Origin of the sequence: Saccharopolyspora aridisoli (assembly GCF_004348445.1) — a bacterium.
In the GTDB taxonomy this organism is placed as follows: Bacteria; Actinomycetota; Actinomycetes; order Mycobacteriales; family Pseudonocardiaceae; genus Saccharopolyspora; species Saccharopolyspora aridisoli.
On sequence record NZ_SMKV01000025.1, the window covers coordinates 43,590 to 69,261 of the forward strand.

Consider the following 25,672-nt stretch of genomic DNA (forward strand, 5'->3'; position numbering starts at 1 on the left):
GCTACCCGCACCGCCGCGCAGGATGAGCCTGGGAACCGGCCTCAAGCAGGTTTGATGCCGACGTGGACGGTGTTGGCGCTGAGGTAGTAGAGGTCGTCCCGATTTCCCGCGTAGTGCTCGCTCTCGGGGTCGAGCAGCTGGTCCAGCGCCGAGACGTCCTCGGCAGCGAGGCGTTCGTCGGCGTCGCGACGGAGCATCGACAGCTGGCGCAGCGCAGCGGCCCGCCCGGATTCGTCCAACGGCGCGGGGCGGTCGATGAGGTAGCTGAACGAGGTGGCCTCCACGAGCCCGGCCTCGATCATGGCCTTCGGCCAGCCCTTCGGCAGCCGGACCGAGTCGTCCATCTCGGTCCGCATCTGCTGGAACCACTGCTCGCTCGCGCTGAGCAGCCGGGCTTCCAGGCCGGGTCCGCCGATCCCGATGTCTGCGGGCAGAACCCTGGTCTGCAGACCGAACTCGACGACCGCCAGCCGTCCGCCGGGCTTCACTAGCCCGGCCAGCCTGCGCAGACCAGCGAGCTGGTCGGGCAGGTGGTGCACGACGAACGCCGCGTGGACCAGGTCGGCGTTCGGCGGGGCACCGGCTCCGGCGATCTCCTCGGCCAGCGTGTCGGCGGCGGCATCGGCCCGCACGGTGCGCACGGTGACGCCGTCAACCTCCGACGCCCGCTCCCCCGCTGCGGCCAGCAGCTGTTCGGCGGTGTCGACGATGGTCAGCTGCGGCTGGCCGCCGTTGCGCGCCAGTCGCTTCGCGAGTACCGCCGCCGTTCCGCCTGCACCGGCTCCGATCTCGATCGCCGAGCGGTCCTCGGGTCGCAGCAGCTTGGCGACGACCTCGGTGATGTCCGGTTCGAGGAAGTCGTCGGCCGCGCGCAGGCGCTGCAGGTGCGCGTCCCAGTCGATGTTGTCGTGCGAATGCGAATGTGCTCCCACGAGCCGGAACCCTAGACCTGACAGCGCGAAACACGCACGTCGGTTTGCCGGTTCGGCAAGGAAGCGTCGGCCGCCGCGGATTGCGACGGCCAACGCGGCACCCGCGAGCGCGCGATCATGCAGTTCAGCGCAGCTCAGCGGACTCGGCCCTCCTCGTCGCGTAGCGGGCGATCGCCCGCCATCTGCGACCAGCCGACATCGAGCGAGCTATGCGTTGTCGCTCGGCTTCGGCCATCTTCTCCTCCCTGTGTATCCGGATCAGCTCCTCGGTCGGGTACATGCGCATCTCCGCGTTGTTCGGGTGGATCAGCCCAGTGGTGTTGGTCATGCTGCTCGCTCCTGCTTGCGGGATTCGACTTCTTCCGGACGTGGGTGCTTGCGCGGACGACCGCGCCTGCGCTTGCGCGCGACGACCGCGCCGCGTTCGAAGATCTCGCCTCCCCAGACCCCCCAGGGTTCGCAGCGATCCAGCGCGCCGGCCAGGCACTCGGTCTTGATCGGGCAGTCGCTGCACAGGACCTTGGCCGCCTCCAGGTCGGACGGGTTCTCGGCGAACCACAGGTCCGGGTCCCGGCGGCAGGGCAAGCGGCGTTGCAGCGATGAGCCCGCAGGTTGCTCGGGCTCGGACTGCGAGTCCACGGCCGACTCGGGTATCGGCACACTCGCGGTGAACATACGACTTCCTCCAGTAGTCGATGGCAGGCGACTCGTGGTTGCGGATGGATGTGGTTGTGGTCGTGGATCAACCAGGAACACAAAAAGGCCGCGGACCCGTTGGTGCAGGTCCGCGGCCTTCTGAGAAGCCTGGGGCTCTCCTAGATCAGCGGATCCAGGAAAGACCAACGGACCGACCTGCGCGGGTGCTGCAGGGTCACCGGAACAAAGCGGTAGCCACGCGGCTTTTCGGCGCGCAGATCATCGGCAATGGCGGCGACGAGCACGAAGGTGCCCGAGAGCAGCGAAACAACCCCGGCCACGAAGGAGCGCGGGGCGTTCGTGGTCTCGAAGATCTTCACTGTCCCCACCTCCTTCTCGGTCTACCGTCGGCGGATGCGGGCCAACTCGGCCCGCGCGTGTCTATGAGGCTATGTGCCGCGGGGGACAACCCGCAACATATTTTTGACCTGCGGTTTTGCTAGTTCACCCGATTGATCAAGGCGAGAACGTCGCCGCCGAATTTCTGGATCTTCGTCGCGCCGATCCCGGAAATCCCGACCAGTGCGGACTCATCAGCCGGCCGCTGCTCGGCGATCGCGGTCAGCGTCGCGTCGGTGAACACCACGTAGGCGGGCACCTTCAGCTGCCGCGCGCGCTCGCTGCGCCACGCCTTGAGCTGTTCGAGCAGGTTCTCGTCGACGTCGGACGGGCAGCCCGAGCAGCGCCCGAGCTTGATGTCCATGGTGCTGACCAGCGTCGAGGAGCACACCCGGCACTGGGGTGTGATCGTCGCGGCCTGGCGGGCGGGCGGTTGCGGCTGCTTCGCCTTGCCGGGCAGCGCAGCAGGGTGGCCGTCGGGCACGAGGTTGTAGACGAACCGGCTGCGACGCCGGTACCGGCGTCCCCCTGCGCGGGCCAGCGCCCAGGACAGGTGCAGGTGCTCGCGGGCGCGGGTGACGCCGACGTAGAGCAGCCTGCGCTCCTCCTCGACCGCCGCGTCGGTGTCGGCGTGCTGGATCGGCAGCGTTCCCTCGACCAGGCCCGCGAGGAAAACCGCGTCCCACTCCAGCCCCTTGGCCGCGTGCAGCGAAGCGAGCGTGACGCCCTCGACGGTCGGCGGGTGCTGCGCCTCGGCGCGGGCGTCGAGCTCGGCGACGTAGCGGCGCAGATCCGCGTCGGGGACCGTGGCGACAAGCCCTTCGGCGAGCTCGACCAGCGCGATCAGCGATTCCCACCGATCGCGGGCCGACCCACCCGCCGGTGGTTCGTCGGTGAGGCCCACCTCGACGAGGAGTTCGCGCACGGTCCTGGGCAGGTCCTCGGCGGTGGTGTCGCGGGCGATCGCGGTGCGCAGGGTCGCCATGGCCTGGCGGATCTCGGCACGCGCGAAGAACCGCTCCCCGCCGCGCACCTGGTACGGGATCTCGGCGTCGGACAGCGCCTTCTCGTAGACCTCGGACTGGGCGTTGACGCGGAACAGGATCGCGATCTCCGACAGCGGCACGCCGCGCTTGGCCAGCTGCGCGATCTTGCGCGCGATGGCGTCGGCCTCATCGGTCTCGTCGTCGTACTCGGCGAAGTCCGGGCGCGGACCGTCCGGGCGCTGGCCGACCAGCTTCAAGCGGGTGCCGGCCGGGCGTTCTCGCGCGGCGCCGATGACCTGGTTGGCCAAGCCCACGACCTGCGGAGTCGACCGGTAGTCGCGTTCGAGGCGCACCACGGTCGCCTCGGGGTACTTGCGCGGGAAGTTGATCAGCCACTTCGGGGAGGCGCCCGCGAAGGAGTAGATGGTCTGGTTGGCGTCGCCGACCACGGTCAGGTCGTCGCGGTTGCCGACCCAAGCGTCGAGCACGCGCGCCTGCAGCGGGTTGACGTCCTGGTACTCGTCGACGACGAAGGATCGGTACTGGCTGCGGAACTCCTCGGCGATGTCCTCGCGGTCCTCCAGGATCGCGGCGATGTGCAGCAGCAGGTCGTCGAAGTCGAGCAGCTGCGCGCCGCTCTTGAGCTTCTCGTACCCGGCGAACGCCTTGGCGATCAGCTCCGGCAGGATCGGCGTCTCGCGACCGGCCTGCTGCGCGGCCGCCGGATACTGCTCGGGGCTGATCAGCGAGGACTTCGACCACTCGATCTCGCTGGCGAGGTCGCGCACGTCCTCCCGCTCCGTGGACAGCCCCAGCCGGTTCGCGGCCTGCATGACCAGGCGGAACTTGTTGTCGGTGAGCTGCCACATCTGGGCGTCGTGGACGCGCGGCCAGAAGTAGCGGAGCTGTCGGAAGGCCGCCGCGTGGAAGGTCTGGGCCTGCACTCCCGCGGCCCCGAGCTCGCGCAACCTGGTGCGCATCTCGCCCGCGGCGCGAGCTGTGAAGGTCACGGCCAGGACCTGCCGGGGCGTCACCAGCCCGCGCTGGACGAGGTAGGCGATGCGGTGGGTGATGGTCCGGGTCTTCCCCGTTCCCGCACCGGCCAGCACGCACACGGGTCCGCGCGGTGCGATCACGGCCTGCCGCTGCTCCGGGTCCAAACCTTCCAGGAGACGCGGTTGATCGGCCATGCGGGCATCCTCGCAGACCCCCAACCCCGATCAGGCGATACCCACCACCGTGTGTCGCCGAGATCGCGTACCCACTTCCCGGACCAGCGCAGGCACACCCGAACGGATCGGATTTCGCGCGAAGTCCGACCTCGGACTTCGCGCGAAAGCCGATCGCCCGCGCCGTTACGGCTTGGAGGTGGCCCAGCCCTTGATCATTCGGTAGGCGATGGAGACACCTGGTGGGAGTCGGAGGCCGTCCACCGGTTCGCCTTCGGCGTCGAGGGCCGCGAGGATCGTGTCCCGGTGGACCCAGCGCGCTTCCTCGATCTCACCGTCGGCGGGCGCCAGCGGTGCGTTGCGGTCGGCGATGGCGGCGAAGCCGAGCATCAGCGAGCGCGGGAACGGCCACGGCTGGCTGCCGAGGTAGCGGGTGCCGGAGACCTCGACACCGACCTCTTCCTGGATCTCGCGCGCGACGCAGGCCTCCAGGGACTCGCCGACCTCGACGAACCCGGCGAGCACCGAGAAGCGGTACTGCGGCCAGATCGGCTGGCGGGCCAGCAGCACGTGGTCCTCGCCGTCGCTGACCAGGCAGATCACCGCCGGATCGGTGCGCGGGTACTCCTCGCGGTCGCAGCCGGAGCAGCGCCGCGCCCATCCGACGCGAACGCGGGTGGTCGCCGCGCCGCAAACCGCGCAGTAGCGGGCGTTGTCGTGCCAGCCGAGCAGGCCGACGGCCGTGGTGAGCAGTCCGGCGTCGGTGTCGTTGAGCAACGCGCCGCCGGAACGCAGGTCCCGCCAGCACTCCTGCGCGCCGTCGTGGTCGGTGCGCAGCGCCCAGTAGCTGACGTCGTCCTCGACGCCGAGCAACACCGCGTTCGGCGACGGGCGGTCACCGAAGTCGATGGCGGGTTGCACGATCAGCCGGGAGTCCTCGCCGATCTGGGTGCGCCCCTTGGCGTCGACGAGCACGACCTTGCCGGTGTGCCACAGCTTCGCGCCGCCGTCGAGGGATTCCCGCAGCTCCTCCCGGCGGTCCACAGTGGACCGCGAGAGGAGCGGCGGGGAGTCGAGCTGGAAGCCCGCACCGGCGAACACTTCGCAGGTCATTCTTGCGCTCCATCCGGTAACCGGGTCATGGCAGCTCCACGCCGCCCAGCAGCCGCAGCTCGTCCGCCAGCTTGTCGGCGTCACCGACGACGATGCCGGTGAACTCCAACGGCGCGAACAGCTTCGCGGCCTCGGCGACTTGCTCGACGGTCACGTCGCGCAGCCGCTCGGCGTGCGCGGTCAGCCAGTTCTGGTCCAGGCCCGCCGCAGCGAGCGCGGACAGCGTCGAGGCCAGGCCGGACTGCGAGGCGGTCGAGGTCAGCAGCCCGCCGATCGCGTACTGCCGCGCGGATTCGACCTCGGACTCCGATGGCGGCACCAGCGCCATCCGGGCCAGCTCGTAGCGGGTTTCCAGCAGAGCGGCGGCGGTGACCTCGCTGGCGGTGTCGGCGTCGACGAGCAGCGTGCCGTTGCCCTTGGTGAACTCGAAGGACGAGTGCGCGCCGTAGGTGTAGCCCTTGTCCTCGCGGATGTTCTCCACCAGCCTCGAGGAGAAGTAGCCGCCGAAGACCAGGTTCGCGATCTGCAGCGCCGGGTAGCGCTCGTCGGTGCGGGCCAGCGCCTGCGCGGAGAACCGCAGCTGCGACTGCACGGCGCCAGGGCGGTGCACCAGCCGCACGTCGCCGCCGGTGACCAGCGGGAGGGCGGGCATCTCGCGGGCGGAGCCCTCGGACTCCCAGCCGGCCAAGGCCCGCTCGACCTCGCCGATCACGGCGTCCGGGTCGATGTCGCCGACCAGCACCAGCACCGAGCCGCGGGGCAGCACGGCGGCGCTGTGCAGTGCGCGGACCTGCTCGGGGGTCACCTCCGCGACCTCCTCGGCCCGCGGAACCTCGCGGACGTAGGGGTGGTCACCGTAGCGGTGGCGCTGGAGCTCTTCGCGAGCGATCACCCGGGGCTGCGAGCGGGCCACGCCGATCCGCTCGACCAGCCGCGCGCGCTCGGCGTTGACCTCGTCGTCGGCGTAGGTGGCGCCGGTCAGCGCGTCGGCGAGCACGTCGAGCAGCGTGTCCAGGCCGCTGGCCAGCGCGTCTCCGGCGATGCTCAGCCGCTCGGGGTCGACCACCGCGTGCAGGTCGCCGCCGACGGCGGCCAGGTCGGTGTCCATCTTGACGCGGTCGCGGCGCGCGGTGCCGGTCAGCAGCGTTTCGGCCAGCACCTCGGCCTGCGCCGGGTGCTCCTTCGCCTCGCCGGCGAACGGGATGCGCAGGCGCATCTCCACCATCGGCACCTGGCCGTGGCGGACGGCGATGACGCGGAGCCCGTTGGGCAGCACGGTGTCGACGCCTGCCGGCTGAACACCGACGCGGGGCTCGCCCAGCGGCGGCAGCGGGCGCGGGCCCGCCTCGGTGCGGCCGATCTCCTCGGCGCTGCGGTGCGTTGCGCGGGTCATGCCGCACCTCCGTTCTCGTCACCAGCGGGTTCGATCTCCAGCACGGCGCGGGCGTCGGAGCGCAGCGCCTTGGCGGCCGCCGCGACGTCCTGCGCGCGAACCTGACCGATCTTGTCGGGCAGTTCCGAGATCAGCTCGGCGCGGCCGTGCAGCAGCTCGGTGCTGCCGAGGTCGAGCGTCCGCGAGATGACCCGGTCGTGCTCCCGGTAGAGGCTGGCCGCCCAACGGGCCGCAACGCGGTGCAGCTCCTCGTCGCTGGGGCCGTCGGAGGCGATCTTGTCGAGCTCTTCGTCGATCGCCCCGATCACGCGCTCCACCCCGACATCGGGGGTGTGGATGGCGGTGAAGGTGAAGGTGTCCGGATCGCGCGCGTCCAGCGGGGCGCCCATCAGGCCGGTGCCCGCGCTGACGTCGACCACCAGCGCTTCGGAGTGCACCAGGCGCTGCTGGAGCCGGGAGGCGTCGCCGTCGGACAGGATCGCCGAGAGCACGACGTTGGCCAGGTAGGCGTCGAGTTCGCCGACCGGGTCGGGCAGCCGGTAGCCGAGCGCGACGGCGGGCAGCGGTGCGTGCGGGTCGGTGTGCTTGCCGCGCACCTCGCTGGTCGGGAACGGCTCGCCGAACGAGGGCCGCTGCGGGACTGGGCGGGCGGGGACGTCGCCGAAGTGCTTCTCGATCAGCTTGATCGTCCGGTCGACGTCGAGGTCACCGGCGACGGTGAGCACGGCGTTGCCGGGCGAGTAGAAGGTGTCGAAGAAGGCCGCGCAGTCGTCGACGGTGGCCCGTTCGAGATCGGTGAAGTCGCCGTAGCCGTTGTGCGCGTTGGCGAAGGTCGAGTAGAGCACCGGCGGCAGCAGGATCCAGGGGAAGCCGCCGTAGGGGCGGTTGAGGACGTTGAGCCGGATCTCCTCCTTGACCACGTCCACCTGGTTGGCCAGGTTCTCCTCGGTGATCTTCGGGGCGCGCATCCGGTCGGCTTCCAGGAACAGCGCGCGCTCCAGGGCCGCCGAGGGCAGCACCTGGTAGTAGTCGGTGTAGTCCTGGTGCGTCGAACCGTTGAACGTGCCGCCGGAGCCCTGCACGTGGCGGAAGTGGGCGAGTTTCTCGAGGCTCTCGCTGCCCTGGAACATCAAGTGCTCGAACAGGTGCGCGAAGCCGGTGCGCCCTTCCGGTTCGGAGCGGAAGCCCACGTCGTAGTGCACGCTGACACCGACCACAGGGGCCTGACCTGATGATGCTTGGCCCGCCGCCGAGTCCGGTGCCAGCACCACGCGCAGCCCGTTGGGCAAGGTGACGCGATGCAGCTGGGGTTCGACCATGCCATGCAGCCTACGTGCGGGCTGTCAACCTGTGTGTGCCCCCTTCGACAGCCTTCGGCGTGTCGCAACCCTCCGGCCACCCCGCGAAACGGCAAACGGAGCAACCCTCAATAGGCCGTTGACCTGCTTCGATGCGACATACCGACCAGCCGGGACGGCCTCAGCTCTGGCGTACCTGGTTGACCAACGAGTTGATCTCGTTCCCGATCAGACCGGCGTCCGCGGGCAGCAGCGCGTAGAGCGGCTCGCCGGTGCTCGCGCGTTCGACCCGGTTGAGGTATCGGCCGTCGGGTTCGGCGTTGTCGAACCACGACACCACCGGGGTCCGGCGGCGCCGACCGTGCTGGTCGCGCATGTTGGCGGCGATCTGACCGATGCGCACGTGCTGCGCCTTGCCGATCTTCTCGTAGAGCTCGACCTGCTGGTCACCGCTGCTGCCACGCTTGCGCGTGGCGGTCTCCATCATGCTCGCCGGGTCGTAGTCCTCGACCTGATCGCCCTGCATCGAGCTGTGCGGGACGCGGATCGGGCCGTGACCACCGGGCTTGGCGGGCGGCAGGGTACCGAGCACGACGGCGGGCAGCGGCGCGTTCTGGTGCACCTCGACGGTCAGCAGTCCGCCGCGCTGGGGATCTTCGCTGGGCGCCTGCACGCCGAGCACGATCCGGTTGCCCTCGGTGAACACCGCGACCGTACGCCAGCAGTGGTCGCTCCCCGGCTCGGGGAACCACATCGAGTCGACCCAGAGGTAAGGCGTGGCGAGCGTTCTCAGCGCGTCGACCAGCGGCGGCACGACCTCGTCGTCGGCGACGACCCCGTTGGCCTCCATGATCGGCAGTTCCGCTTTTCCGATGGCCGAGAACTGATCGGCGGTGTGGCCGAAGGACCGGGTGCTGATCGGCAGCGTGAGACCGTCGATCCGCAGGTATTTGAGCACGATGTCCAGGTGCACCGGCGGCAACTGCCACCGACCCAACACACTCACTTGAGCTTTCTCCCACTCGTGGAAGCAGAAAGAGGAATGGTGAAGGGCTGACGCGATTTCGACGGGAAATGCGTCACCGCTTCAGGTAGTTGGAAGCCCGCTCACTCGCCGAGAACCGGCGGCGCCGTCTTGGGCATGTCGTTCATCCACACGTCGTCCTGCTCTTCGAGCCAGGAAGGACGCTCGTGCTCGTCCTCCTCGGAGCCCTCGCCACGTCGGCCGGCTCCGGCACCCATGCCACCCATGCCACCGCGACCAGCGGCACCACGACCACCGGCACCCGCGGCTCCAGCGCCCGCACCAGCACCGGCACCGAGACCACCGGCCCCGGCCCGGCCACCAGCGCCCATACCGGCCCCGGCACCACGAGCGCCAGCACCCGCACCACCGACGCCACCGGCGCGACCGCCCGCGCCCGCTCCGGCACCCGCACCGAGACCGGCCGCGAGCCCGAGACCTGCCCCGCCGCCCGGAGTTCCGCCACCAGGCGTGCCACCACCGGGCAGACCTCCGCCGGGGAGACCGCCACCCGGCGGATTCGCCCAGGCAGCACCGGTTCCGGCAGGACTGCTCCCACCCGGGTAAGCACCGCCGGAGTAACCGCCACCGGGAATCCCGCTGCCGGGCACGCCGCTACCGGAGTAGCCGCCGCCACCTGCGCCGGAGCCCGCACCCGAGCCACCGGGAACGTTGCCGCCGTTGCCCATGCCGCCACCCCAGTCGGTGCCGCCGGGCGGCGGAACCGGCGGCGGGTTCGCCGTCGAGCCGTCAGGCGCGGTGTACTGCGGCATCTTCGCGTCGACCTGCGTCAGCGTCGGGCTGTACACCCGACCCATCGTCTCCTGAGCAGCCTTCTCGGCCTCTTGCTGCTCCTCCATCTGGGAGAGCGCGTTGACACCGCCACCACTGAGACCGAATGGAATCGCGGACGCCGCGGCCTCACCCCAGCTGAACCCCTCCGGCTCCGGGACGAGCTTCCTCGACTGACCAGCAGCATCCCCAGCCGTGTTGAGGTTGTTGCCTGTCATCTCGACGGCATCGGCGCTGGCTTTCATCCACTCGGATGCAGGTTTTCCGACTTCAGCCGCAGCGTCAGCCGCCTCGCCCTGCCAACCATCGCGAACGATGTTGGACAGGTCCGGACCGAACCGCTCGCCACGCTCGCGAAGACCTTCAGCAAGCTTCGTCCAGGCTTGCGCCACCTCGGCGACAGCCGCCTGATCGATTGACTCCTGGTTGGTCTTGTAGATGTCCGCGTGGCTGCGCCCGCCCCAGTTGATGCACTGGGTGATGGCAGGCGAATCAAAAGAACCGACGTTCAAGCCCGAGTTCTGCCTCGCGAGCTCCGCCTGCTGCTGCTGAGCAATCCGCTTGGCCTCGGCACTTTGCTCGATGCGGTTCTCGTCAGCCTCGGTTTCCCAACCGAAAACGTGCCCACCGGCATTGTCCAGTGCGCTGAAAAGCCCCATCACTCCCCCTGTGTCACTGAGGCAATCTCGAAGCAGTCTGGTTAACGACCTTCTCAAGCTCGCCGCACGGATCCGGAACGGAATCACGCATGAATCCGGAAAGCTGGTACATCACGAAACCGCCGCCAGCGGACACCGCGTAGTTACATACGCCCTGGTCAGTCGCTCCACCGACGATGATCTCCGCGGCTTCACGACCTGCGATGTTCGTCGGCTCGAACTTGTCGAAGCCACCGCCATGCCCAAGGCTTTGCACGGTGTCCTTGGCGTTCTTCTGCAGTCCGATCGACAGCTTCTCACCTTCCCATTCGCAACCCGGTTGGAAGCTGACCTGAGTAAAGTCTTGCGAGGTGGTCCCCACGCCGAACGAAGTCAACTCCTCAGGCGTGAAGAACGTGCACGGGTCGAAGCTCTGAAGAGCCGCGCCCGGAGCGGGTGGCTGCACCGAGGGGCCACCACCAGTGCTCGTTCCGCCGCAAGCGCTCAGGCCGAAAAGCGCCAAGCCGGCTGCGGTCGCGAACAAGGACCTGGAAAACGTGCTCACTTCATCCCTCGCCTAAGGTCGTCAGCGTTCTGTTCGTCGACGGCACGGTAGTCCTTAGCAGCAGCGCGAAATGCTTCCGCCTGCTTCGTCAACTCGTCCTGCATGTCACGGATCAACTTGAGAATGCCCGAGTCGGGGTCGGTTGCCTTGTCCTGAAAGCGCTTGGCGAGCTGCTGACCATCCTCGTAGTCACCCAGGCCCTTGACGGTCCTCAACGCCGCCGCGTTCCTCAGGAGCTTGGCGAGCTCGCGAACTTCTTCTTCGCAGTGCTTAGCGGCGTTTTCCGCCGCCTCCGGGTTCAGCGCGAGCTTGCCCGCGCCCACCTGCGAGTTGATCCACTGCGTCTGGCCGCTGACGGCCTTCAGACCCTCTTTGGCGGCGGCGAACCCACCCTCTGCGCTAGTCATCCCAGATCCTCCGGACCCTGTGATCCCCCATGAACCGTGGTTACTCTAGCTTGACGCGCCCGCGCGCGTAACGGTTCCGAGGAATCTGGGCAAACTTGGCCGGAGGAACGCTCCGACCCAGGTCACAGCGTCAAGATCATCTACTGAACCGAGCGAAAACGGCCGCCCTTGAGGCCACCGAGGAAGCTCCCCCACTGGCTTGCGGCGATGAGCAGATGACCACCGTCCGGGTTCTTGGAGTCACGGACGGCAACCTCGTCAGCGGCTTGCGCAACCTCGACGCAGTTCGTCGAGGTGCCGCTTCTGCTGCTCTTCCGCCAGACCAGATCAGCCACCGGTAAGCCCCTCTGCCAACGTGTCGATCAGCGCGACCGACTCTTCCTCATTCAGCGCCTCGTCCCAAAGCGCATCTCTGGTATCAAGATACTGTTGGGTCACCTCGGCGTCATTAATGAAAGCTCCGCCCTTCCTGCTCTCCAGGTAGACGTAGGTCTCCAACGCCGCGAACTCGTAGATGGCGAACGTCCCGTCAAGGCCCTGGTGCGCGCCAATCGAAGCCGGCAACACGCGTACATGAACATTGGGCCAGGCAGCTTCCGCGACGATCTTCCGAAGCTGCCTGCTCATCACCGCTGATCCACCGATCAGCCTGCGAAGCACGAACTCATCGAGCAGAAACCTCAGCTCTGGGCCGTTCGGACGCGAAAGGACGGCCTGACGGCCGATACGAGTTGCCACCCGACGCTCGATCTCACTTTGCGGCCGGTCGAGTGCGGAGATCATCTCCCGGGCGTACTCAGGAGTCTGCAGAAGCCCTGGGACGAGGGCTATCTCGTAACCAGTCACCCGCCGCGCCTCGGTCTCCAGCAACATGATGTTCGCGAGCTGGTCGGTGTACTTGTCGCCCGACGGCAGGTTGATCGTCGTGCCGTCGTTGGACTCGGCCTTGGCGACCAGCAGGTCGCGCATCTCCCCCGTCGCTCCGTAGAGCTCGCACAGCGCGCCGACCTCGTCCGGTGTCGGGAAGCGGGCGCCGGTTTCAGTTCTGCTCACCCACGCCGGGCTGGTGCCCAATCGCGCGGCCACCGTTCGGGTGGACATCTTCGTGCGCTCGCGAAGGGTTCGAAGCTCCGCGCCCAGGTTGACGCGAAACAGGCGGGACCTCGCCGACACCCTGACCTCCGGGTACTTCGTGACCGGCTCCCCTGTTTCGCATTCCGTTTCACTGCTTCGGTTCTCGGGGAAACGCTTCACGGGTGGATGAACTATCGAAACGAACTTAACTTCCCATCCCATTCCGGTTCCACGGCTTGGGAAGCAAAGGACTCAAAGGGATGGTTTTCGACATGTTCCGCCGCGAGCGCGCAGATGTGTTCTGGATCGTCGGCTCAGGTTTCAAGATTCGTCACGCGATGACGACACTTCCCGGTTCGGTATATACCGGCGCTTGGGTTCCCGCTCTCTGCGAAACGTGGATCCTCATTCCCACGGCCACCCCGTGGCCCCGAGAACCCCTGAGCAGAACCATCACCGAACGCTGCCCCGAATGCACAACCATCGCACACCACCAAGACCACCACGAACACACGTGGGACTACTGAAAAGGAGTTTGAAGCAGCAAGGCCGGTGGACCGGGGCGAACACCGGCCCCGGGGAACAGCCTCGGGTGACATCGGGCGATTTTGGTCTGAGTTGATCAGGCGAAAGGGACCTCTTCGTGGGCGGTTCGGACCAAAAAGGCCGCTTGGTGGCCGTCGCCTGCGTCGTGGTCTTGCCTCGGCGCTGGTGGCGGGGTGTGGGTTTGGTTGTTCCTGGGTTGGTGGGGTGTTCGTGGGGTTAGGGTTTGAGGCCGTTGTGGGTCGGGGTGGAAGTCGGTGGGATGAAAGCTTCGTGGTCGGGCGGGGTGGCTGAGGGCTCTCGGCGGTGGTCGGTGGGATTCCGGGCATGACACCTCCCGTGCCTCCGCAGTGGCAGCAGCCTTTCCGACCTGGGCGGATTCCCCGCCTGGGCAAGCGCCCCCGGCCGGCTACGCGCACGGGCGAACGCCTTGGGTGCCCTACGAGGAGCGGCCGACCGGGCCGATTCCTCGGGTTCCTGACTTCGCGCAGCAGGTGCCGCAGCGGAACAACACCGGGCTCGTCGTCGGGCTCGTGCTGGCGGCCGTGGCGTTGTTCGGGATCAGGACCGTGGGGGCCGTGGCCGCCTCCGTGTCCGCCGACAGGGCCGAGGAGCCGGTGGACGCGCCCATCGCGGCGACCACGACCACCACGAGCGAAACCACCACGGTGACGAGCGCTTCCGAGAAGACCTCGACCTCAGAGGACCTCGGGACCGAGCAGCCCGTGCCGAAGCTCGGGGACAACCCGATCAACATCGACGGGAACGGGGCCGTCACCACGCCGTGCCCGCTGCCGGAGTTCTCCACCGACGTGGCCTCGCAGGACGCCTTCTACCAGGCAGCGCTGCCCTGCCTGGTGCAAGCGTGGGAACCGGCGTTGGAAGAGGCGGACCTGCCCACCGACACACCGCAGGTCGTCACCACCGGAGACGACATCGACACGCCCTGCGGGTTGCGGACCTGGGACCAGACGGCGCTGTACTGCCCGCAGGACAACACCATCTACATGACCGCGCGCTACTACTCCGAGATCGAGGGCAGGAGCGAGGCCGGCGTGTTCCTCGGTCAGTTCGCGCACGAGTTCGGCCATGCGCTGCAACGGCTTTCCGGCATCAACGCCGCCTACGGCAGCGCGTCGGCCAACGCCGGAGCCGAAACCGAGGCCGGCCTCGAACTCACCCGACGCTCCGAGCTGCAAGCCACCTGCTTCGAGGGGATGACCCTCGCCGCGCTGCAGAACGGCGGCGTGAGCGACGACCTCATCTTCCCCGCGCTGCGCGACTCCGCCGCACGCGGCGACGAGAACAGCGACGTCGACGACCACGGCAGCATCCAGACCAACGCCACCTGGGTCGAGCAGGGATTTAGCAAGAACCAGATCACCCAGTGCAACACGTGGCTCTCGCCGCCGAGCGACGTGGATTAGCAGCAACAGCTTCGCGCAGTGGTGGCCGAGAACAGCGGCTACGCCGCATTCCTCAGCGGCGTCCGAGCAGGATTCCGAAACCTCCGCCTGCGACTGCGGCCAGGGTGATCAGCACGATGTTGGTGCGCCACGCGAGCGCTTCCAGTTCGGACTGCTGGGTTTTCACCGGAGTGACCCGCAGGTCGCCCGATGCGCGTGCCGGGACCATCACCTCCAGGCGCTGGCCCCGGGTGTGACCGCAGCCGTCGAAGGTGGCGCGGCGTGTCTTGCCGTCGATCTGCACCTCGACCACGTCACCGGCCGCGCGCGGACCGCACGGGCGCGGCTCGACGACGACCGCCGTCGCCCGGCGCTCGGCGACCTGCGGCTGCCCGGATGCCGCGACGAGCGGCCAGACCGTCACCCCGGCCACCACAACGCCGAGAACGCCCAGGACGAGCAAGATCGACGCCACCGAGGCCGAACCTCGCGTGCTTCCCACGACACCGATAGTCCCAGAGACCCAGAACCGGAAGTGCCCGAGACCCGTTGTGAGAAGGTCACGTTTGCGGTGGCGTCACTTTCCGCACGTAGAGCAGCCGGTCGCCGACTTCGATCGCGTCCGCTTCCGGAGCGTCCACCCGGTAGAGCTCACCGCCGCGGACCACGCCCAGCACGATGTCGGTCAGGTGCCGCGGCGAACCGCCGACCTCCTGGCGCTCCACCTCGCGCTCGGCGATCGCCAGCCCCACCTCGGGGCTGAGCAGGTCCTCGAACATCTCCACCACCGACGGCGTCGACGTCGCCATGCCCAGCAGGCGGCCCGCCGTCTCGCTGGAGACCACCACCGAATCCGCGCCCGACTGGCGCAGCAGGTGCACGTTCTCCGCTTCCCGCACGGCAGCGACGATCTGCGCCTTCGGGGCCAGCTCGCGGGCGGTCAGGGTCACCAGCACCGCCGTGTCGTCGCGGGCGGGGGCGATCACGATCGCGCGGGCGCGCGTCAGGCCCGCCACGCGCAGCACGTCCGAGCGGGTGCCGGAACCGTTGACCGTCACCAGGCCCTGCGCGGACGCCGACTCCAGCGACGCGCGGTCGGTGTCGACCACCACGATGCGGCCCGGGTCGGCACCCTCGCCGAGCAGTGCGGTGACCGCGGAACGGCCCTTGGTTCCGTATCCGATGACGACCACGTGGTCGCGCACCTGGGACCTCCAGCGTTGGATCTTGAAAGCTTGCCGCGAGCGCTCGGTGAGCACTTCCAGTGTCGTACCGACCAGGACGATCAGGAACAGCACGCGAAGCGGAGTGATGATGAGCACGTTCACCAGCCGCGCCTGGTCGCTGACCGGGGTGATGTCGCCGTAGCCGGTCGTCGACAGCGACACCGTGGCGTAGTAGACGACGTCGAGCACGCTGAGCTCGCCGCCCGCCGAATCCTTGTACCCGTCCCGGCCGATGTAAACGATGGCGACCGTGGCGGCCAGCGCCACCATGGCGCCGAGGATGCGGCGGATGATGGAGCGCACAGGACTCGTCACGGTGCCCGGCATGCGGATGACACCGACGAGTGCGTGATCGGGCCTGGCGCTCAGCTCTTCCTCGGCGTTGTGCTTGCCGAACAGCTGGCTGGGACCTCGATTCATGAGTCGTGCTCCCCGACGTTGTGACCACTCACGGCGTTGAACAGTAACCGCTCCGCACATCCGGAAGATGACCGCCCGGAATCGTGTCGAATCAATGGCGAAACACCATCCCGAAATCGGGGTCCGGGCGTTTACCATGCGACGGTGCAGCAGCTCCAGCACGCGTCCCGCGCTCTCGGTTGGGACGGTAGATTAGTACCGGATGTGGACGTTCTCGGCACCCGGTTCACCGCAGTCGCCCGCATCCGGCCGGACGTCCACGAATGGCGCCTGCACCACGGCTGGGAGCCCGAGCTCAACCCGGCGTGGTTCAAGGCGTGGTCGGAACCCGAGCACCACGACCAGCTGCCGGTGGCCGCGGTCGACCTGATCGGAATCCTCGTGCCGGTGTCCAAGCCGTCCCGCGCGCTGCGCGCCTGCGGGATGCTGCTCTCGCTCGCTCCGTGCGCGGTGGTCCTGCCCGGTCAGCAGCGGTATGACGCGCTGTCCATGCTGGAGCTGGACTACTACGGCGCCGGTGTCGTCACCACCGGTCCCGACGACTCGGGCAAGCTCGTCATCCCGCCGGAGAACCGCGCCGCCGAATTCGGCTCGTCGATGTTCGGGCGCTGGCTGCTGGAAGTCCTCTACTCGCGACTCCTGGACCACCCGCAGCTCACCGAGAACGCCTGAACCGAGCGGACGTCCCACGCGGCTTGCTCGGCGGTGCGAGTGGCTCAGCGCAGCAGTCCTCAGGGTCCGGGCGGCTCTGCTGGTGCCTTCCGCTTGCCCCGGGGTGGACGTCGGCGTCGCGGCGTCCTCCCCGAGAACCGCGGACCCGAAGGGACGACGCGGCGGTGCGGGTTGAGTCCCACACCTCCAACAGCGCGGTCGCGGGCTTGAAGCGTCAGGCGACGGCGTACTCGTGCCAGTTGAGGCCGTCGGGGTTCCAGCGCATTCCGCGGCCCTCTTGGAGAACTCGCATCGCCTGGACCGTGTGCGGCCAGCGGCGGATGACGTTGGCCAGCGCCACCGGGGTCATCAGGTCGACCGTGCGGCGGTGATCGCCGGGGCCGAGCATCGCGATGCCGCCCGGGGTGCTGATGATGTCGGTGAGCGGGTGCTGCCCGGACAGCGCGACCTGCTCGACGCTGATGATCGTGTGCGGCTGGAGCTCCGATGGCCAGCTCTGGCGGTCGATGTCGCCGGCCACCGGCTGCTCGCAGTTGCCGCATTCGCACACGAACTCCACGGCCCAGCCGTGCTGCCGCCAGGACCAGACGACGGCGGTCCCGGCGTCGAGTTCGGACAGCGCCGCCACGTGCGGCCACGCGCCGACGACGGCCTGCAGCTTGGTCTGCTTGGACTCCCGACCCGTGGCGCTCGGGCCCTCGAAGGACCAGGTGCCCTCATCGTCGCGGTGGACCCGCACCAGAGGGGCGCGCATGGCGAGAACTTCGGCGTCCACGCGCACTGCGGATTCAGGCGGAGTGGTGAGCTTCCAGTCGGTGTTCATCGCGGGCATAGTCGACCGCCGCGCACTCCGAACTCAAGCTCCACCACCCGAACGTGTACTCATCTCCGGGTTCTCCGGGACCGCGGTGATGAGCTCGCGAAGACCTCGGGCATCCCGGAGGTCCGCAGGTCGCAGCGTGTAGTCGTGGCGGACGTAGTGGAAGGCGGCCCTGACCTTCTCCAGCGGGGTCTTCGACAGCTCCGCCCACGCCAGCCGGTACGCGGCCAGCTGCACCGACAGCGACCGGACCTGGTCGCCGGTGGGGACGCCGCCGGTCTTCCAGTCCACGACCGTCCAGCCGCCGTCAAGATCGGGGAAGACCGCGTCCATCCGGCCGCGCAGGACGATGCCCTCCACCTGCGTCTCGAACGGCACCTCCACGCGGTGCGGGGTCCTGTCGGCCCAAGAGCCTTCGAGGAACGCCTTCCGCAGCTCGGCGAGGTCCTCGTGCATCGGAGCGGAATCGTCGGCAGCACCGGGCAGTTCGTCGACGTCCAGCAGCGCCGAGGAGGTGAACCGGTGCTCCAGCCAGGCGTGGAACGCGGTTCCGCGACGGGTCATCGGGTTCGGCGGGAACGGCAGCGGCCGCCGCAGCCTGCGGGCCAGCGCGTCGGTGTCACCGGCGAGCTCGACGAGCTGGCTGACCGACAGGTGGTCGGGCAGCCTCACCTGCTCGCGTCGCTGCGCGGCGGCAGCACGCTCCGCCAGCAGGACGTCGACGTCGCGCGCCCAACCGTCGGGGTCCTCGTCCACCTCGATCGAATTCACGGCGGACAGGGCGGTGCGGACCAGCTCCGCGCCTTCGGCGACGGCTTCGCGACGCGGCCCGAGCGGGTCCACCGGCCACTCGGCGGAGCGGACTTCGTCGGCCAGCGGGTTCTCGGCGTCCTCGTCCGGCGTCGGGCACCACTCGTCGATGACTCCGACGCGGTCACCGTGCACGACCTCCGCGGTCTCGGTGAGGAAGTCCGACGGGCCCTTGGGCCGGTCGCCGCTCCCACCCCACCAATGCCCGGACAGGAGCAGCGTGCGCTCCGAGCGGGTCACCGCGACGTAGAACAGGCGGCGCTCCTCGGCCAGCCGCCGGGCCTCGAACTCCTCGTCGTGGATGCCCAGCGCCTCGCTGAGCTCCTTGCGGTCCAGCCCGTCCAGCCGGTCCACGTCGAGCTTGGGCAGGTCGGGGGCGTCGCCACGCAGCTCGGCGGGCAGCGAGGTCACCGACCGCAGCCACGACGAGGACTTGCGCTTGCCGGGGAAGACGTCGTTGACCAGGTGCGGAACCGCCACGACCTGCCACTCCAGGCCCTTGGCCGCGTGCACGGTGAGGATCTGCACGCGGTCGTCGGCGACCTCGACCTCACCGGGCTCCAGACCGTCCTCGGCGCGTTCGGCGGCGGCGAAGTAGTCCAGCAGCGACGGCAACGTCGCCGACGGACTGGCCGTGGCGAACGAGGTGACCACGTCGGCGAAGGCGTCGAGGTGGATGCGGCCCACACCGCCGGGGCGGGCCAAGCTCTCGATGTCCAGCAGCAGCGTGCGCTCGGCGTCGGCGACCAGCTCCGGCAGCGGCTGGTCCAGACGCCGTCGCAGGGCCGCCAGCTCGCCGCCGAGCCTGCGGATGCGGTCGTAGCCCTGCTCCGAGTAGCGCTCCGGCCGGCCGGGGTCGTCGAGCGCGTCTGCCAGGCCCGCCTGCTCGGCGTTCTCCCCGGGCAGCGCGGCCTGGACCACCGCCGAGGCGTCGTCCGACTCGGGTTCGCCGAAGAACTGCGCGCCGAGCTCCCGCGCCCGCTCCCACAGCGCCGCCAGGTCGGCGGCTCCGATCCGCCAGCGCGAACCGGTCAGCAACCGGGCCGCGGCCGTCCCCGCGAGCGGGTCCACGAGCAGCCGGAGCGCGCTGACCAGGTCACGCACCTCCGGCTCGTCCAACAGCCCGCCGAGGCCGACGACCTCCACCGGAAGACCGCGTTCCCGCAGCGCGACCGCGATGTCGGCCATGTCGGCGCGGCGACGCACCAGCACGGCCGCGGTCGGCGGTCGGCCGGTCTCGTCGATCGCGGCCTGCCACTGGGCGTGGATCCGGTCGGCCACCCACTCGCGCTCGGCGCGGACGTGCTCGGCCAGCAGCACCCGGATGTCGCCGTCCTCGGCGCCTTCGCGAGCGCGGAGCTCGTCGACCTCCAGGCCGATCCTGCGCAGCGGTTCGGACACCGAGTTGGCGATCCGCAGCACCTCTTCGGGATTGCGGAAGCTGGTCAGCAGTCCGTAGCGGTGCGCGGGAGCCAGGTGGTCGGCCTCCGTGCGGGGGAAGTCGGTGGTGAACCGGGGCAGGTTCGCCGCGCTCGCACCGCGCCAGCCGTAGATCGCCTGCGCCGGGTCGCCCACCGAGGTCACCGGCAAGGAGGCGGAGTCACCGCCGAACAGCGAGCGCAGCAGCACGCGCTGGGCGTGTCCGGTGTCCTGGTACTCGTCGAGCAGCACCGCGCCGTAGCGGGCGCGTTCACCCTCGACGACCTCCGGGTGCCCGGCGGCGAGGTTGGCCGCCAGCGACATCTGGTCGGCGAAGTCCATCGCGCCTTCGCGGCGCTTGCGCTGCGCGTACTCCTCGACCAGCGGCAGCATCGCGATCCGGAGCCGTTGGGCGGCCACGACCTTCACCAGGTCCTGCGGCAGGTTGGCGCGTTGGCCCTTGGCGCGCGGCGCGTTCTCCACCGCCTCGCAGAGCTTCTCCGCGTGCACCCGCAGTTCGTCCGGGCTCACCAGGTGCTCGGCGAGCTCACCCGCCAGCGCCAGCAGGTAGCTGGTGACCGTGGTGGGCACCTTGTCGGTGTCCAGGTCTTCGGTCCAGCTCGCCACTACGCGGTGCGCGAGCTGCCACGAGGCGGTCGCGGTGAGCAGCCGTGCGCCCGGCTCCACCGGCACGCGCAGCCCGTGCTCGCCGACGATGCGCCCGGCGTAGGCGTGGTAGGTCAGCACCGTCGGTTCCTCGGTGAGCACCGCCGACCGCAGCTTCCCGCTCGGATCGACCTCGTCGAGCAGTCCCGACCCGGCGAGCCTGCGCAGCCGGGCCCGGACCCGGTCGGCGAGCTGGCGGGCGGCCTTGCGGGTGAACGTCAGACCCAGCACCCGCTCGGGCGTGACCAGCTGGTTGGCGACCAGCCAGACGACGCGCGCGGCCATCGTCTCGGTCTTGCCCGCCCCGGCACCGGCCACGACAAGCGCCGGTTCGGGTGGTGCGGCGATGACCTCGGCCTGTTCGGGCGTGGGTTGGTGCAAGCCCAGCGCCTGGGCGATCCGCTGTGGACTGATCACTGCGAAACCTGCCTACCTGCGGGGTGAACCGGGCAGCTGGTGCGCGCCGGGCAGCGCGGGCAGTCGGTGTTCTCGCTGGCCACGTAGGCAGGTCCGAGGCTGGACTCGGCGGCGCTGTGCACGACGTCGAGCCACACCTCGACCTTCTCCTGGTCGAGCGGTTCCTGCGCGCGTTCGGTGGCCGAGCCCTTGCGGTCGGATTTGGCGACGTAGAGCAGCCGGGCTCCCCCGGGCTCCTGCTCGTCGCCGAAGGCACCGAGCGCGGCGGCCAGCTGGTACACCGCCAGCTGCGGGTGCTCCTCAGCATCCCCTTTGCTGACCGGCGCTTTCGCCGTTTTGACGTCGACGACGACCGGGCGTCCCGAGGTGTCGGCTTCGAGCCGGTCGACCCGTCCGCGCAGCCGCAGCCAGGGGCCTCCCTCGCGGCCCTGCACGGTGACGTCGAGATCGCGTTCCACGCCGATCTGGGTGAGTTCGGCGCGGGACTGCACCAGCCAGACGACGAAGGCGTTGAGCATCCCCTCGACGCGCTCCCGCTCCTTGCGGGAGAACCACGGCGCCCCGGCATCGATGGTCTGCCAGGCCTCGTCGAGCGCCTGGTGCAGCTGGTCGGTGTCGGCGCCCTCGGCGGCGGCCTGCACCAGCGCGTGCACGAGAGTTCCCGTGACGGCGGCGAGTTCGGCCGTGTCCTGACCACCGTTGCGCTCGACCAGCCAGCGCAGCGGGCACTTCGCGAGTATGTCCACTGTGGAAGGCGAGACCTTGACCGGGTCGTCGCCGGTGACCAGCGGCGCGTCGGTGGACGGTGCGGGCAGGCCGTACCAGGCGGCGGGGTCCGCGCCGGGCACTCCGTCGGCGGCGAGTCGGGCGAGCTGCCCCGCCGCGCGGCGCCTGCGCTCCTCGGACTCCTCGGAGTCGCAGACCACCCGGCGCAGCTCGCCGACCAGATCCGGCAGCGTGAGACCGCGCTCCGGACGGGCGATCGGGCGTTCCGCGGAATCCGGATCGCTCTCCACGCCGTCGAGCTCGTCGAGGAACCGGGAGGGCTGCTCGTCCTCACCGCGCACCGCGCTGACCAGCAGACTGCGCCGGGCGCGGCTCGCGGCGACCAGCAGCAGCCGTCGTTCCTCGGCCAGCAGCGGCGCCGTCGCCGACACCCGTTCGGCGGTCATCCCGGACAGCACGTCGACCAGGTGCTCCACGCCCAGCAGCGATCCGCGGAGCCGCAGGTCGGGCCAGCTGCCCTCCTGCACGCCCGGAACCGCCACCACGTCCCACTCCTGGCCGGACGCGGCGTGGGCGGTGAGGATCTGGACCGCGTTGTCGCGCGGCGCGGTCGGCGCCAGCGAGGACCCGGCGATCTGCTGGTCGGTGAGGTAGTCGGCGAACCCGGCCGCGTCGTTGCCCGGCGACCGGTCGACGAACTGGGCCGCCGCGTCGAACAGCGCCACGATCGCGTCCAGGTCGCGGTCGGCCTGCGCGCCGGTGACGCCGTGGCGCTCCGACTGGGCGACCCAGCGCTTCTCCAAGCCGCTGGCCTTCCACACCCGCCACAGGGTTTCTTCGACGCTCTGCCCCTTGTCCGCCGACTCCTGCGCGGTGCGCAGCAGGGCCGCGACGCGGCGGGCGGGTTCGGCGGCCGAGTCCTCCAGCGCGGCCAGCCGGTCGCCGTCGCGCAGCACCTCGACCAGCAGCTCACCGCTGGGACGACTGCCACCCGACGCCGATTCCAAGCGCAGCAGACCCCGCCGCAACCGGCGCAGCGCCAGCGGGTCGGCGCCGCCGAGCTGCGAGGACAGCAGCACCGCCGCCGCCTCGGCGTCGAGCTCGTGCGGGCGAACCGCGCACCGCAGCAGTGTCAGCAGTGGACGGACGGCGGCGCGCTGCGGCAGCGGCACGTCGTCCACCGTCAGCGCGATCGGTACCCCGGCGGCCAGCAGCGCGCGCCGCAGCACCGGCAGCGACCGGCCCGTCGAGCGCACCACCACCCCCATCCTCGACCAGGGGATCTCGTCGAGCAGGTGCGCGCGGCGGAGCTGGTCGGCGACCCACGCCGCCTCCTGCGCCTCGGTCGCCAGCAGCCGCACCTGCACCGCACCGCTCGCCGTCTCGTCCTGCTCGGACTCCGGCTCGGGTTCGACGAGGCGGCGCTGCGGCCCGTGGCCGGGCAGCCGGGCAGCCAAGCGCTGCACGGCTTCTCGCACCGACTTCGACATGCGGTGATCGACCGTGAGCACGGTGGTGTCGGTGCCGCCGGGATCGGCGTCGAGCAGGCAACGCGGGTCGGCGCCGCGGAAGGTGTAGACGGACTGGTCCGGGTCACCGGCGAGGATGAACTCGGTGGCGGTGTCGCCGAGCGTGCGGATCAGCCGGTACTGCTGGGGGTCCAGGTGCTGCGCGTCGTCGACCAGCACGTACCGGACCCGGTCCTGCTCGGCCATGAGCAGGCCGGAGTCGGTGGCGAAGGCCAGGCGCGCGGAGCCGACGAGCTCGGCGGCGTCGAGGGCCGGAGCCTGCGAGCCTCCGGCGCCGCGCAGCAGCGTGACCTGCTCGTACTGGCGGCCGAACCGCCCTGCGGCAACCCATTCCGGACGTCCGTGCTCGCGCCCGAGGGCGATCAGCCGGTCCGGGTCGACGCCGCGTTCGGCCGCGCGCAGCAGCAGGTCCCGCAGCTCTTCAGCGAAACCGGGGACGGTCAGGGCCGGTCGCAGCGGCTCCGGCCAGTCGGGGGCGCCCTGCTCGACGTCGCCTTCCAGCAGTTCGCGGACCAGGGCGTCCTGGTCAGGGCCGTTGAGCAGCTGCGGCGGCGGGAGCTCGTCGCGCACCGCCTGCAGCCGCAGGACGGCGAAGGCGTAGGAGTGCACGGTGCGCACCAGCGGCTCCGGGGCGGTGCGCACGTCCTCGCCGGATCCGGTGAGCAAGCGGGTGATCTCGGTGCGCATCCACGACGCCGCGCGGCGGCTGGAGGTGAGCACGAGGACGTTCTCCGGTGACACGCCCCGGTTTCGGATCCGGTCGGCCGCGACCTCAGCGATCAGCGTCGACTTCCCCGTTCCCGGACCGCCCAGCACGCGGAGGAATCCGAAGGAGTGCTCCAGCGCGCGGCGGCCCGCTTCGTCCCAGGTCGTGGCGCGGCGCGCGGTCCTGGCGCGGCGCACGAGCACGGGCGAGGTCGCGGGAGGCACGCACCGAATGGAACCACGTCGAAGCGACAAGATCGGCTCCGGGCACGCCGGAATGTGCCCGAGTTCTCCGGGATTTCCAACTGTGAATGCTGGGATCGCGCTCCGACGTTTGGTGGTGCAAACCAATTTCGCGGTCTGGCAAATTTCCTCCCATCGCGGGCCTCCCCCGCCCGTGACCTGCGGATTCGCGCACCCCCGACCGCGCGACGCAACCCCGAAGAAGGAGGAAGAGTGAGCAAGATCCGCACGAGCCTGCTCGCCGGCGCCGCCGTTCTCGGCACGTTGGCCATCGGCGCGGCCCCGGCGCTCGGCGCCGAGGAGCCCAGCGCCGCCACGAGCCCGGTCGCCGCCTCGCCGTACCTGTACAACGGCTGGGGAAGCCCGCCCGCGCCGGCCGACGTCATGAACGCGACCGGCATCAAGGACTTCACCCTCGCGTTCATCAACTCTGACGGCGGGTGCAACCCCGCTTGGGACGGTCAGCGCCCGCTCGACGGCCAGGACAAGGCCACCATCGACGCGATCCGCGGCGCCGGCGGTGACGTGATCCCGTCCATCGGCGGCTACTCCGGCACCAAGCTCGGCGAGGTGTGCGCCGACGCCCAGCAGCTGGCCGCGGCCTACCAGAAGCTGATCGATGCCTACGGCCTCAAGGCCATCGACATCGACATCGAGGCCACCGAGTTCGAGGGCCAGGCGTCCCGGGACAAGGTCGTCGAGGCGCTGAAGATCGTCAAGGAGGCCAATCCCGGCCTGCTGACCGTGGTCACCTTCCCGACCACCACCACCGGCCCGAACGAGAACGGCAAGGCGATGTTCGCCAAGGCCGCCGAGATCGGCGCGAACATCGACGTGTGGACGCAGATGCCGTTCGACTTCAACGGCTCCGACATGGCCGCGGACACCATCTCCGCGACCGAGGGCCTCAAGGAGGCGCTGAAGGCCAGCTTCGGCTACGACGACGCCGACGCCTACGCGCACTCCGGCATCTCGTCGATGAACGGCAAGACCGACGTCGAGGGCGAGCTCGTCGACCAGGCAGCGTTCCAGGAGATGGCGGACTACGCCAAGGAGAAGGGCCTCGGCCGCTTCACCTTCTGGTCGGTCAACCGCGACCGCCCGTGCAGCGGCGGTGCCGTGGACTCCTGCAGCGGCATCGACCAGCAGGACTGGGACTTCTCCAAGATCGTCGCCGGCTTCCAGGGCTGACGCTCGATCCCTCATCAACGGCCCGCCCCCTCCACCCGGGGCGGGCCGTTCCCGTCCTGGTCCGAACTGACCCGACACGAGCGACGTCGATCCTGGACGGTTCCGACCAGAACTGCCCGCGAGGCGACCGGGAGCGCTCAGCGGTGCGGTAGTTTCCGGTGCGTGGACGAGGAGACGTTCGAGCGGGTCCGAGCCGTGGTCGCGTCGATCCCCCCTGGGCGAGTGCTCTCCTACGGCGACGTCGCCGAGCTCGCAGGGCTCCGGTCCGCGCGGCTCGTCGGGCGGATCATGTCCGAGGACACCGCCGACCTGCCCTGGCACCGCGTGCTGCGCTCCAACGGGACCGTCGCCGACCACATCCGCCACCGGCAGCTCGAACTCCTCCGAGCCGAAGGCGTCCTGGCCCGAGACGGGCGGGTCGACATGCGCCAACACCGCTGGACCAGCTGACCG

24 protein-coding genes are annotated in these 25,672 nt (G+C 69.8%); 5 read left to right on the forward strand and 19 right to left on the reverse strand.

Features of this window, described 5'->3' with window-relative positions; genetic code table 11:
* Positions 1-41 precede the first annotated feature (41 nt).
* The 14 genes from E1161_RS19025 to E1161_RS19090 all read right to left on the reverse strand — a co-directional run bounded on the left by E1161_RS19025 (position 42) and on the right by E1161_RS19090 (position 12,606).
* Positions 42-932 carry a class I SAM-dependent methyltransferase gene (locus tag E1161_RS19025; RefSeq protein WP_132625147.1) on the reverse strand — a complete coding sequence of 297 codons (891 nt, stop codon included), beginning with the start codon at positions 930-932 and terminating at the stop codon, positions 42-44.
* Positions 933-1,056: 124 nt separating this feature from the next.
* Positions 1,057-1,260 (reverse strand): hypothetical protein, encoded by a 204-nt coding sequence (locus tag E1161_RS19030; protein WP_132625149.1) that lies wholly within the window; start codon positions 1,258-1,260, stop codon positions 1,057-1,059.
* A complete protein-coding gene (locus tag E1161_RS19035) occupies positions 1,257-1,607 on the reverse strand; it encodes a WhiB family transcriptional regulator (RefSeq protein WP_132625151.1) in 351 nt (116 codons plus the stop codon). The genes E1161_RS19030 and E1161_RS19035 overlap by 4 nt, the downstream gene beginning before the upstream one ends.
* A gap of 140 nt (positions 1,608-1,747) precedes the next feature.
* Complete coding sequence (locus tag E1161_RS19040; RefSeq protein ID WP_132625153.1) at positions 1,748-1,948, reverse strand: hypothetical protein; 201 nt, start codon at positions 1,946-1,948, stop codon at positions 1,748-1,750.
* A gap of 119 nt (positions 1,949-2,067) precedes the next feature.
* The gene (locus E1161_RS19045) at positions 2,068-4,143 is read right to left on the reverse strand and encodes an ATP-dependent DNA helicase UvrD2 (protein ID WP_132625155.1); all 2,076 of its coding nucleotides are present in this window, start codon (positions 4,141-4,143) and stop codon (positions 2,068-2,070) included.
* Between the two features lie 165 nt (positions 4,144-4,308).
* Entirely contained in the window at positions 4,309-5,235 is a 927-nt protein-coding gene (gene nudC / locus E1161_RS19050; protein ID WP_132625157.1) for an NAD(+) diphosphatase, read from the reverse strand.
* Positions 5,236-5,260: 25 nt separating this feature from the next.
* A complete protein-coding gene (locus tag E1161_RS19055) occupies positions 5,261-6,628 on the reverse strand; it encodes a M16 family metallopeptidase (RefSeq protein WP_132625159.1) in 1,368 nt (455 codons plus the stop codon).
* Positions 6,625-7,947: a M16 family metallopeptidase gene (locus E1161_RS19060; protein WP_132625161.1), complete on the reverse strand. Its 1,323-nt coding sequence runs from the start codon at positions 7,945-7,947 to the stop codon at positions 6,625-6,627. Before E1161_RS19060 ends, E1161_RS19055 begins: the two co-directional genes overlap by 4 nt.
* A gap of 160 nt (positions 7,948-8,107) precedes the next feature.
* Positions 8,108-8,932, reverse strand: a complete 825-nt coding sequence (locus E1161_RS19065) for an ESX secretion-associated protein EspG (RefSeq protein WP_132625163.1) — start codon at positions 8,930-8,932, stop codon at positions 8,108-8,110.
* 101 nt (positions 8,933-9,033) lie between these two features.
* Entirely contained in the window at positions 9,034-10,401 is a 1,368-nt protein-coding gene (locus E1161_RS19070) for a PPE domain-containing protein (RefSeq protein ID WP_132625165.1), read from the reverse strand.
* A gap of 13 nt (positions 10,402-10,414) precedes the next feature.
* Positions 10,415-10,945, reverse strand: coding sequence for a DUF3558 domain-containing protein (locus E1161_RS19075; RefSeq protein ID WP_132625167.1), 531 nt, complete (start codon positions 10,943-10,945; stop codon positions 10,415-10,417).
* Positions 10,942-11,352 (reverse strand): hypothetical protein, encoded by a 411-nt coding sequence (locus E1161_RS19080; protein ID WP_132625169.1) that lies wholly within the window; start codon positions 11,350-11,352, stop codon positions 10,942-10,944. Before E1161_RS19080 ends, E1161_RS19075 begins: the two co-directional genes overlap by 4 nt.
* A gap of 140 nt (positions 11,353-11,492) precedes the next feature.
* A complete protein-coding gene (locus E1161_RS19085; protein ID WP_132625171.1) occupies positions 11,493-11,687 on the reverse strand; it encodes a DUF397 domain-containing protein in 195 nt (64 codons plus the stop codon).
* Entirely contained in the window at positions 11,680-12,606 is a 927-nt protein-coding gene (locus E1161_RS19090; protein ID WP_165939867.1) for a helix-turn-helix domain-containing protein, read from the reverse strand. Before E1161_RS19090 ends, E1161_RS19085 begins: the two co-directional genes overlap by 8 nt.
* An 80-nt stretch (positions 12,607-12,686) precedes the next feature.
* On the opposite strand from E1161_RS19090, the gene E1161_RS19095 reads away from it, so the two are divergent.
* Both E1161_RS19095 and E1161_RS19100 read left to right on the forward strand, forming a co-directional pair.
* Positions 12,687-12,953 carry a hypothetical protein gene (locus tag E1161_RS19095; RefSeq protein ID WP_235875150.1) on the forward strand — a complete coding sequence of 89 codons (267 nt, stop codon included), beginning with the start codon at positions 12,687-12,689 and terminating at the stop codon, positions 12,951-12,953.
* A 450-nt stretch (positions 12,954-13,403) separates the two neighbouring features.
* Complete coding sequence (locus E1161_RS19100; protein ID WP_132625175.1) at positions 13,404-14,396, forward strand: neutral zinc metallopeptidase; 993 nt, start codon at positions 13,404-13,406, stop codon at positions 14,394-14,396.
* Between the two features lie 52 nt (positions 14,397-14,448).
* On the opposite strand, the gene E1161_RS19105 is transcribed toward E1161_RS19100, so the two are convergent.
* Together E1161_RS19105 and E1161_RS19110 are read right to left on the reverse strand one after the other, a co-directional pair.
* Complete coding sequence (locus E1161_RS19105; protein ID WP_132625177.1) at positions 14,449-14,877, reverse strand: hypothetical protein; 429 nt, start codon at positions 14,875-14,877, stop codon at positions 14,449-14,451.
* A 58-nt stretch (positions 14,878-14,935) separates the two neighbouring features.
* A complete protein-coding gene (locus E1161_RS19110; RefSeq protein ID WP_132625179.1) occupies positions 14,936-16,021 on the reverse strand; it encodes a potassium channel family protein in 1,086 nt (361 codons plus the stop codon).
* Positions 16,022-16,165: 144 nt separating this feature from the next.
* Between E1161_RS19110 and E1161_RS19115 the strand changes: the two genes are divergently transcribed.
* A complete protein-coding gene (locus E1161_RS19115; RefSeq protein ID WP_132625181.1) occupies positions 16,166-16,693 on the forward strand; it encodes a hypothetical protein in 528 nt (175 codons plus the stop codon).
* A gap of 214 nt (positions 16,694-16,907) precedes the next feature.
* On the opposite strand, the gene E1161_RS19120 is transcribed toward E1161_RS19115, so the two are convergent.
* From E1161_RS19120 to E1161_RS19130, 3 genes are read right to left on the reverse strand one after another with little or no spacing between them, the layout of a single operon-like run.
* Positions 16,908-17,516, reverse strand: a complete 609-nt coding sequence (locus tag E1161_RS19120; protein WP_235875151.1) for a hypothetical protein — start codon at positions 17,514-17,516, stop codon at positions 16,908-16,910.
* A gap of 33 nt (positions 17,517-17,549) precedes the next feature.
* Positions 17,550-20,825, reverse strand: a complete 3,276-nt coding sequence (locus tag E1161_RS19125) for an ATP-dependent helicase (RefSeq protein WP_132625185.1) — start codon at positions 20,823-20,825, stop codon at positions 17,550-17,552.
* A complete protein-coding gene (locus E1161_RS19130; protein ID WP_235875152.1) occupies positions 20,822-24,010 on the reverse strand; it encodes an ATP-dependent helicase in 3,189 nt (1,062 codons plus the stop codon). Before E1161_RS19130 ends, E1161_RS19125 begins: the two co-directional genes overlap by 4 nt.
* Positions 24,011-24,241: 231 nt before the next feature.
* Here E1161_RS19130 and E1161_RS19135 point away from each other — a divergent pair, with 231 nt between their 5' ends.
* Together E1161_RS19135 and E1161_RS19140 are read left to right on the forward strand one after the other, a co-directional pair.
* On the forward strand, positions 24,242-25,219 hold the full coding sequence (locus tag E1161_RS19135) for a chitinase (protein WP_132625187.1): 978 nt from the start codon (positions 24,242-24,244) through the stop codon (positions 25,217-25,219).
* 162 nt (positions 25,220-25,381) lie between these two features.
* Positions 25,382-25,669, forward strand: coding sequence for an MGMT family protein (locus tag E1161_RS19140; RefSeq protein WP_132625189.1), 288 nt, complete (start codon positions 25,382-25,384; stop codon positions 25,667-25,669).
* Positions 25,670-25,672: the final 3 nt, after the last annotated feature.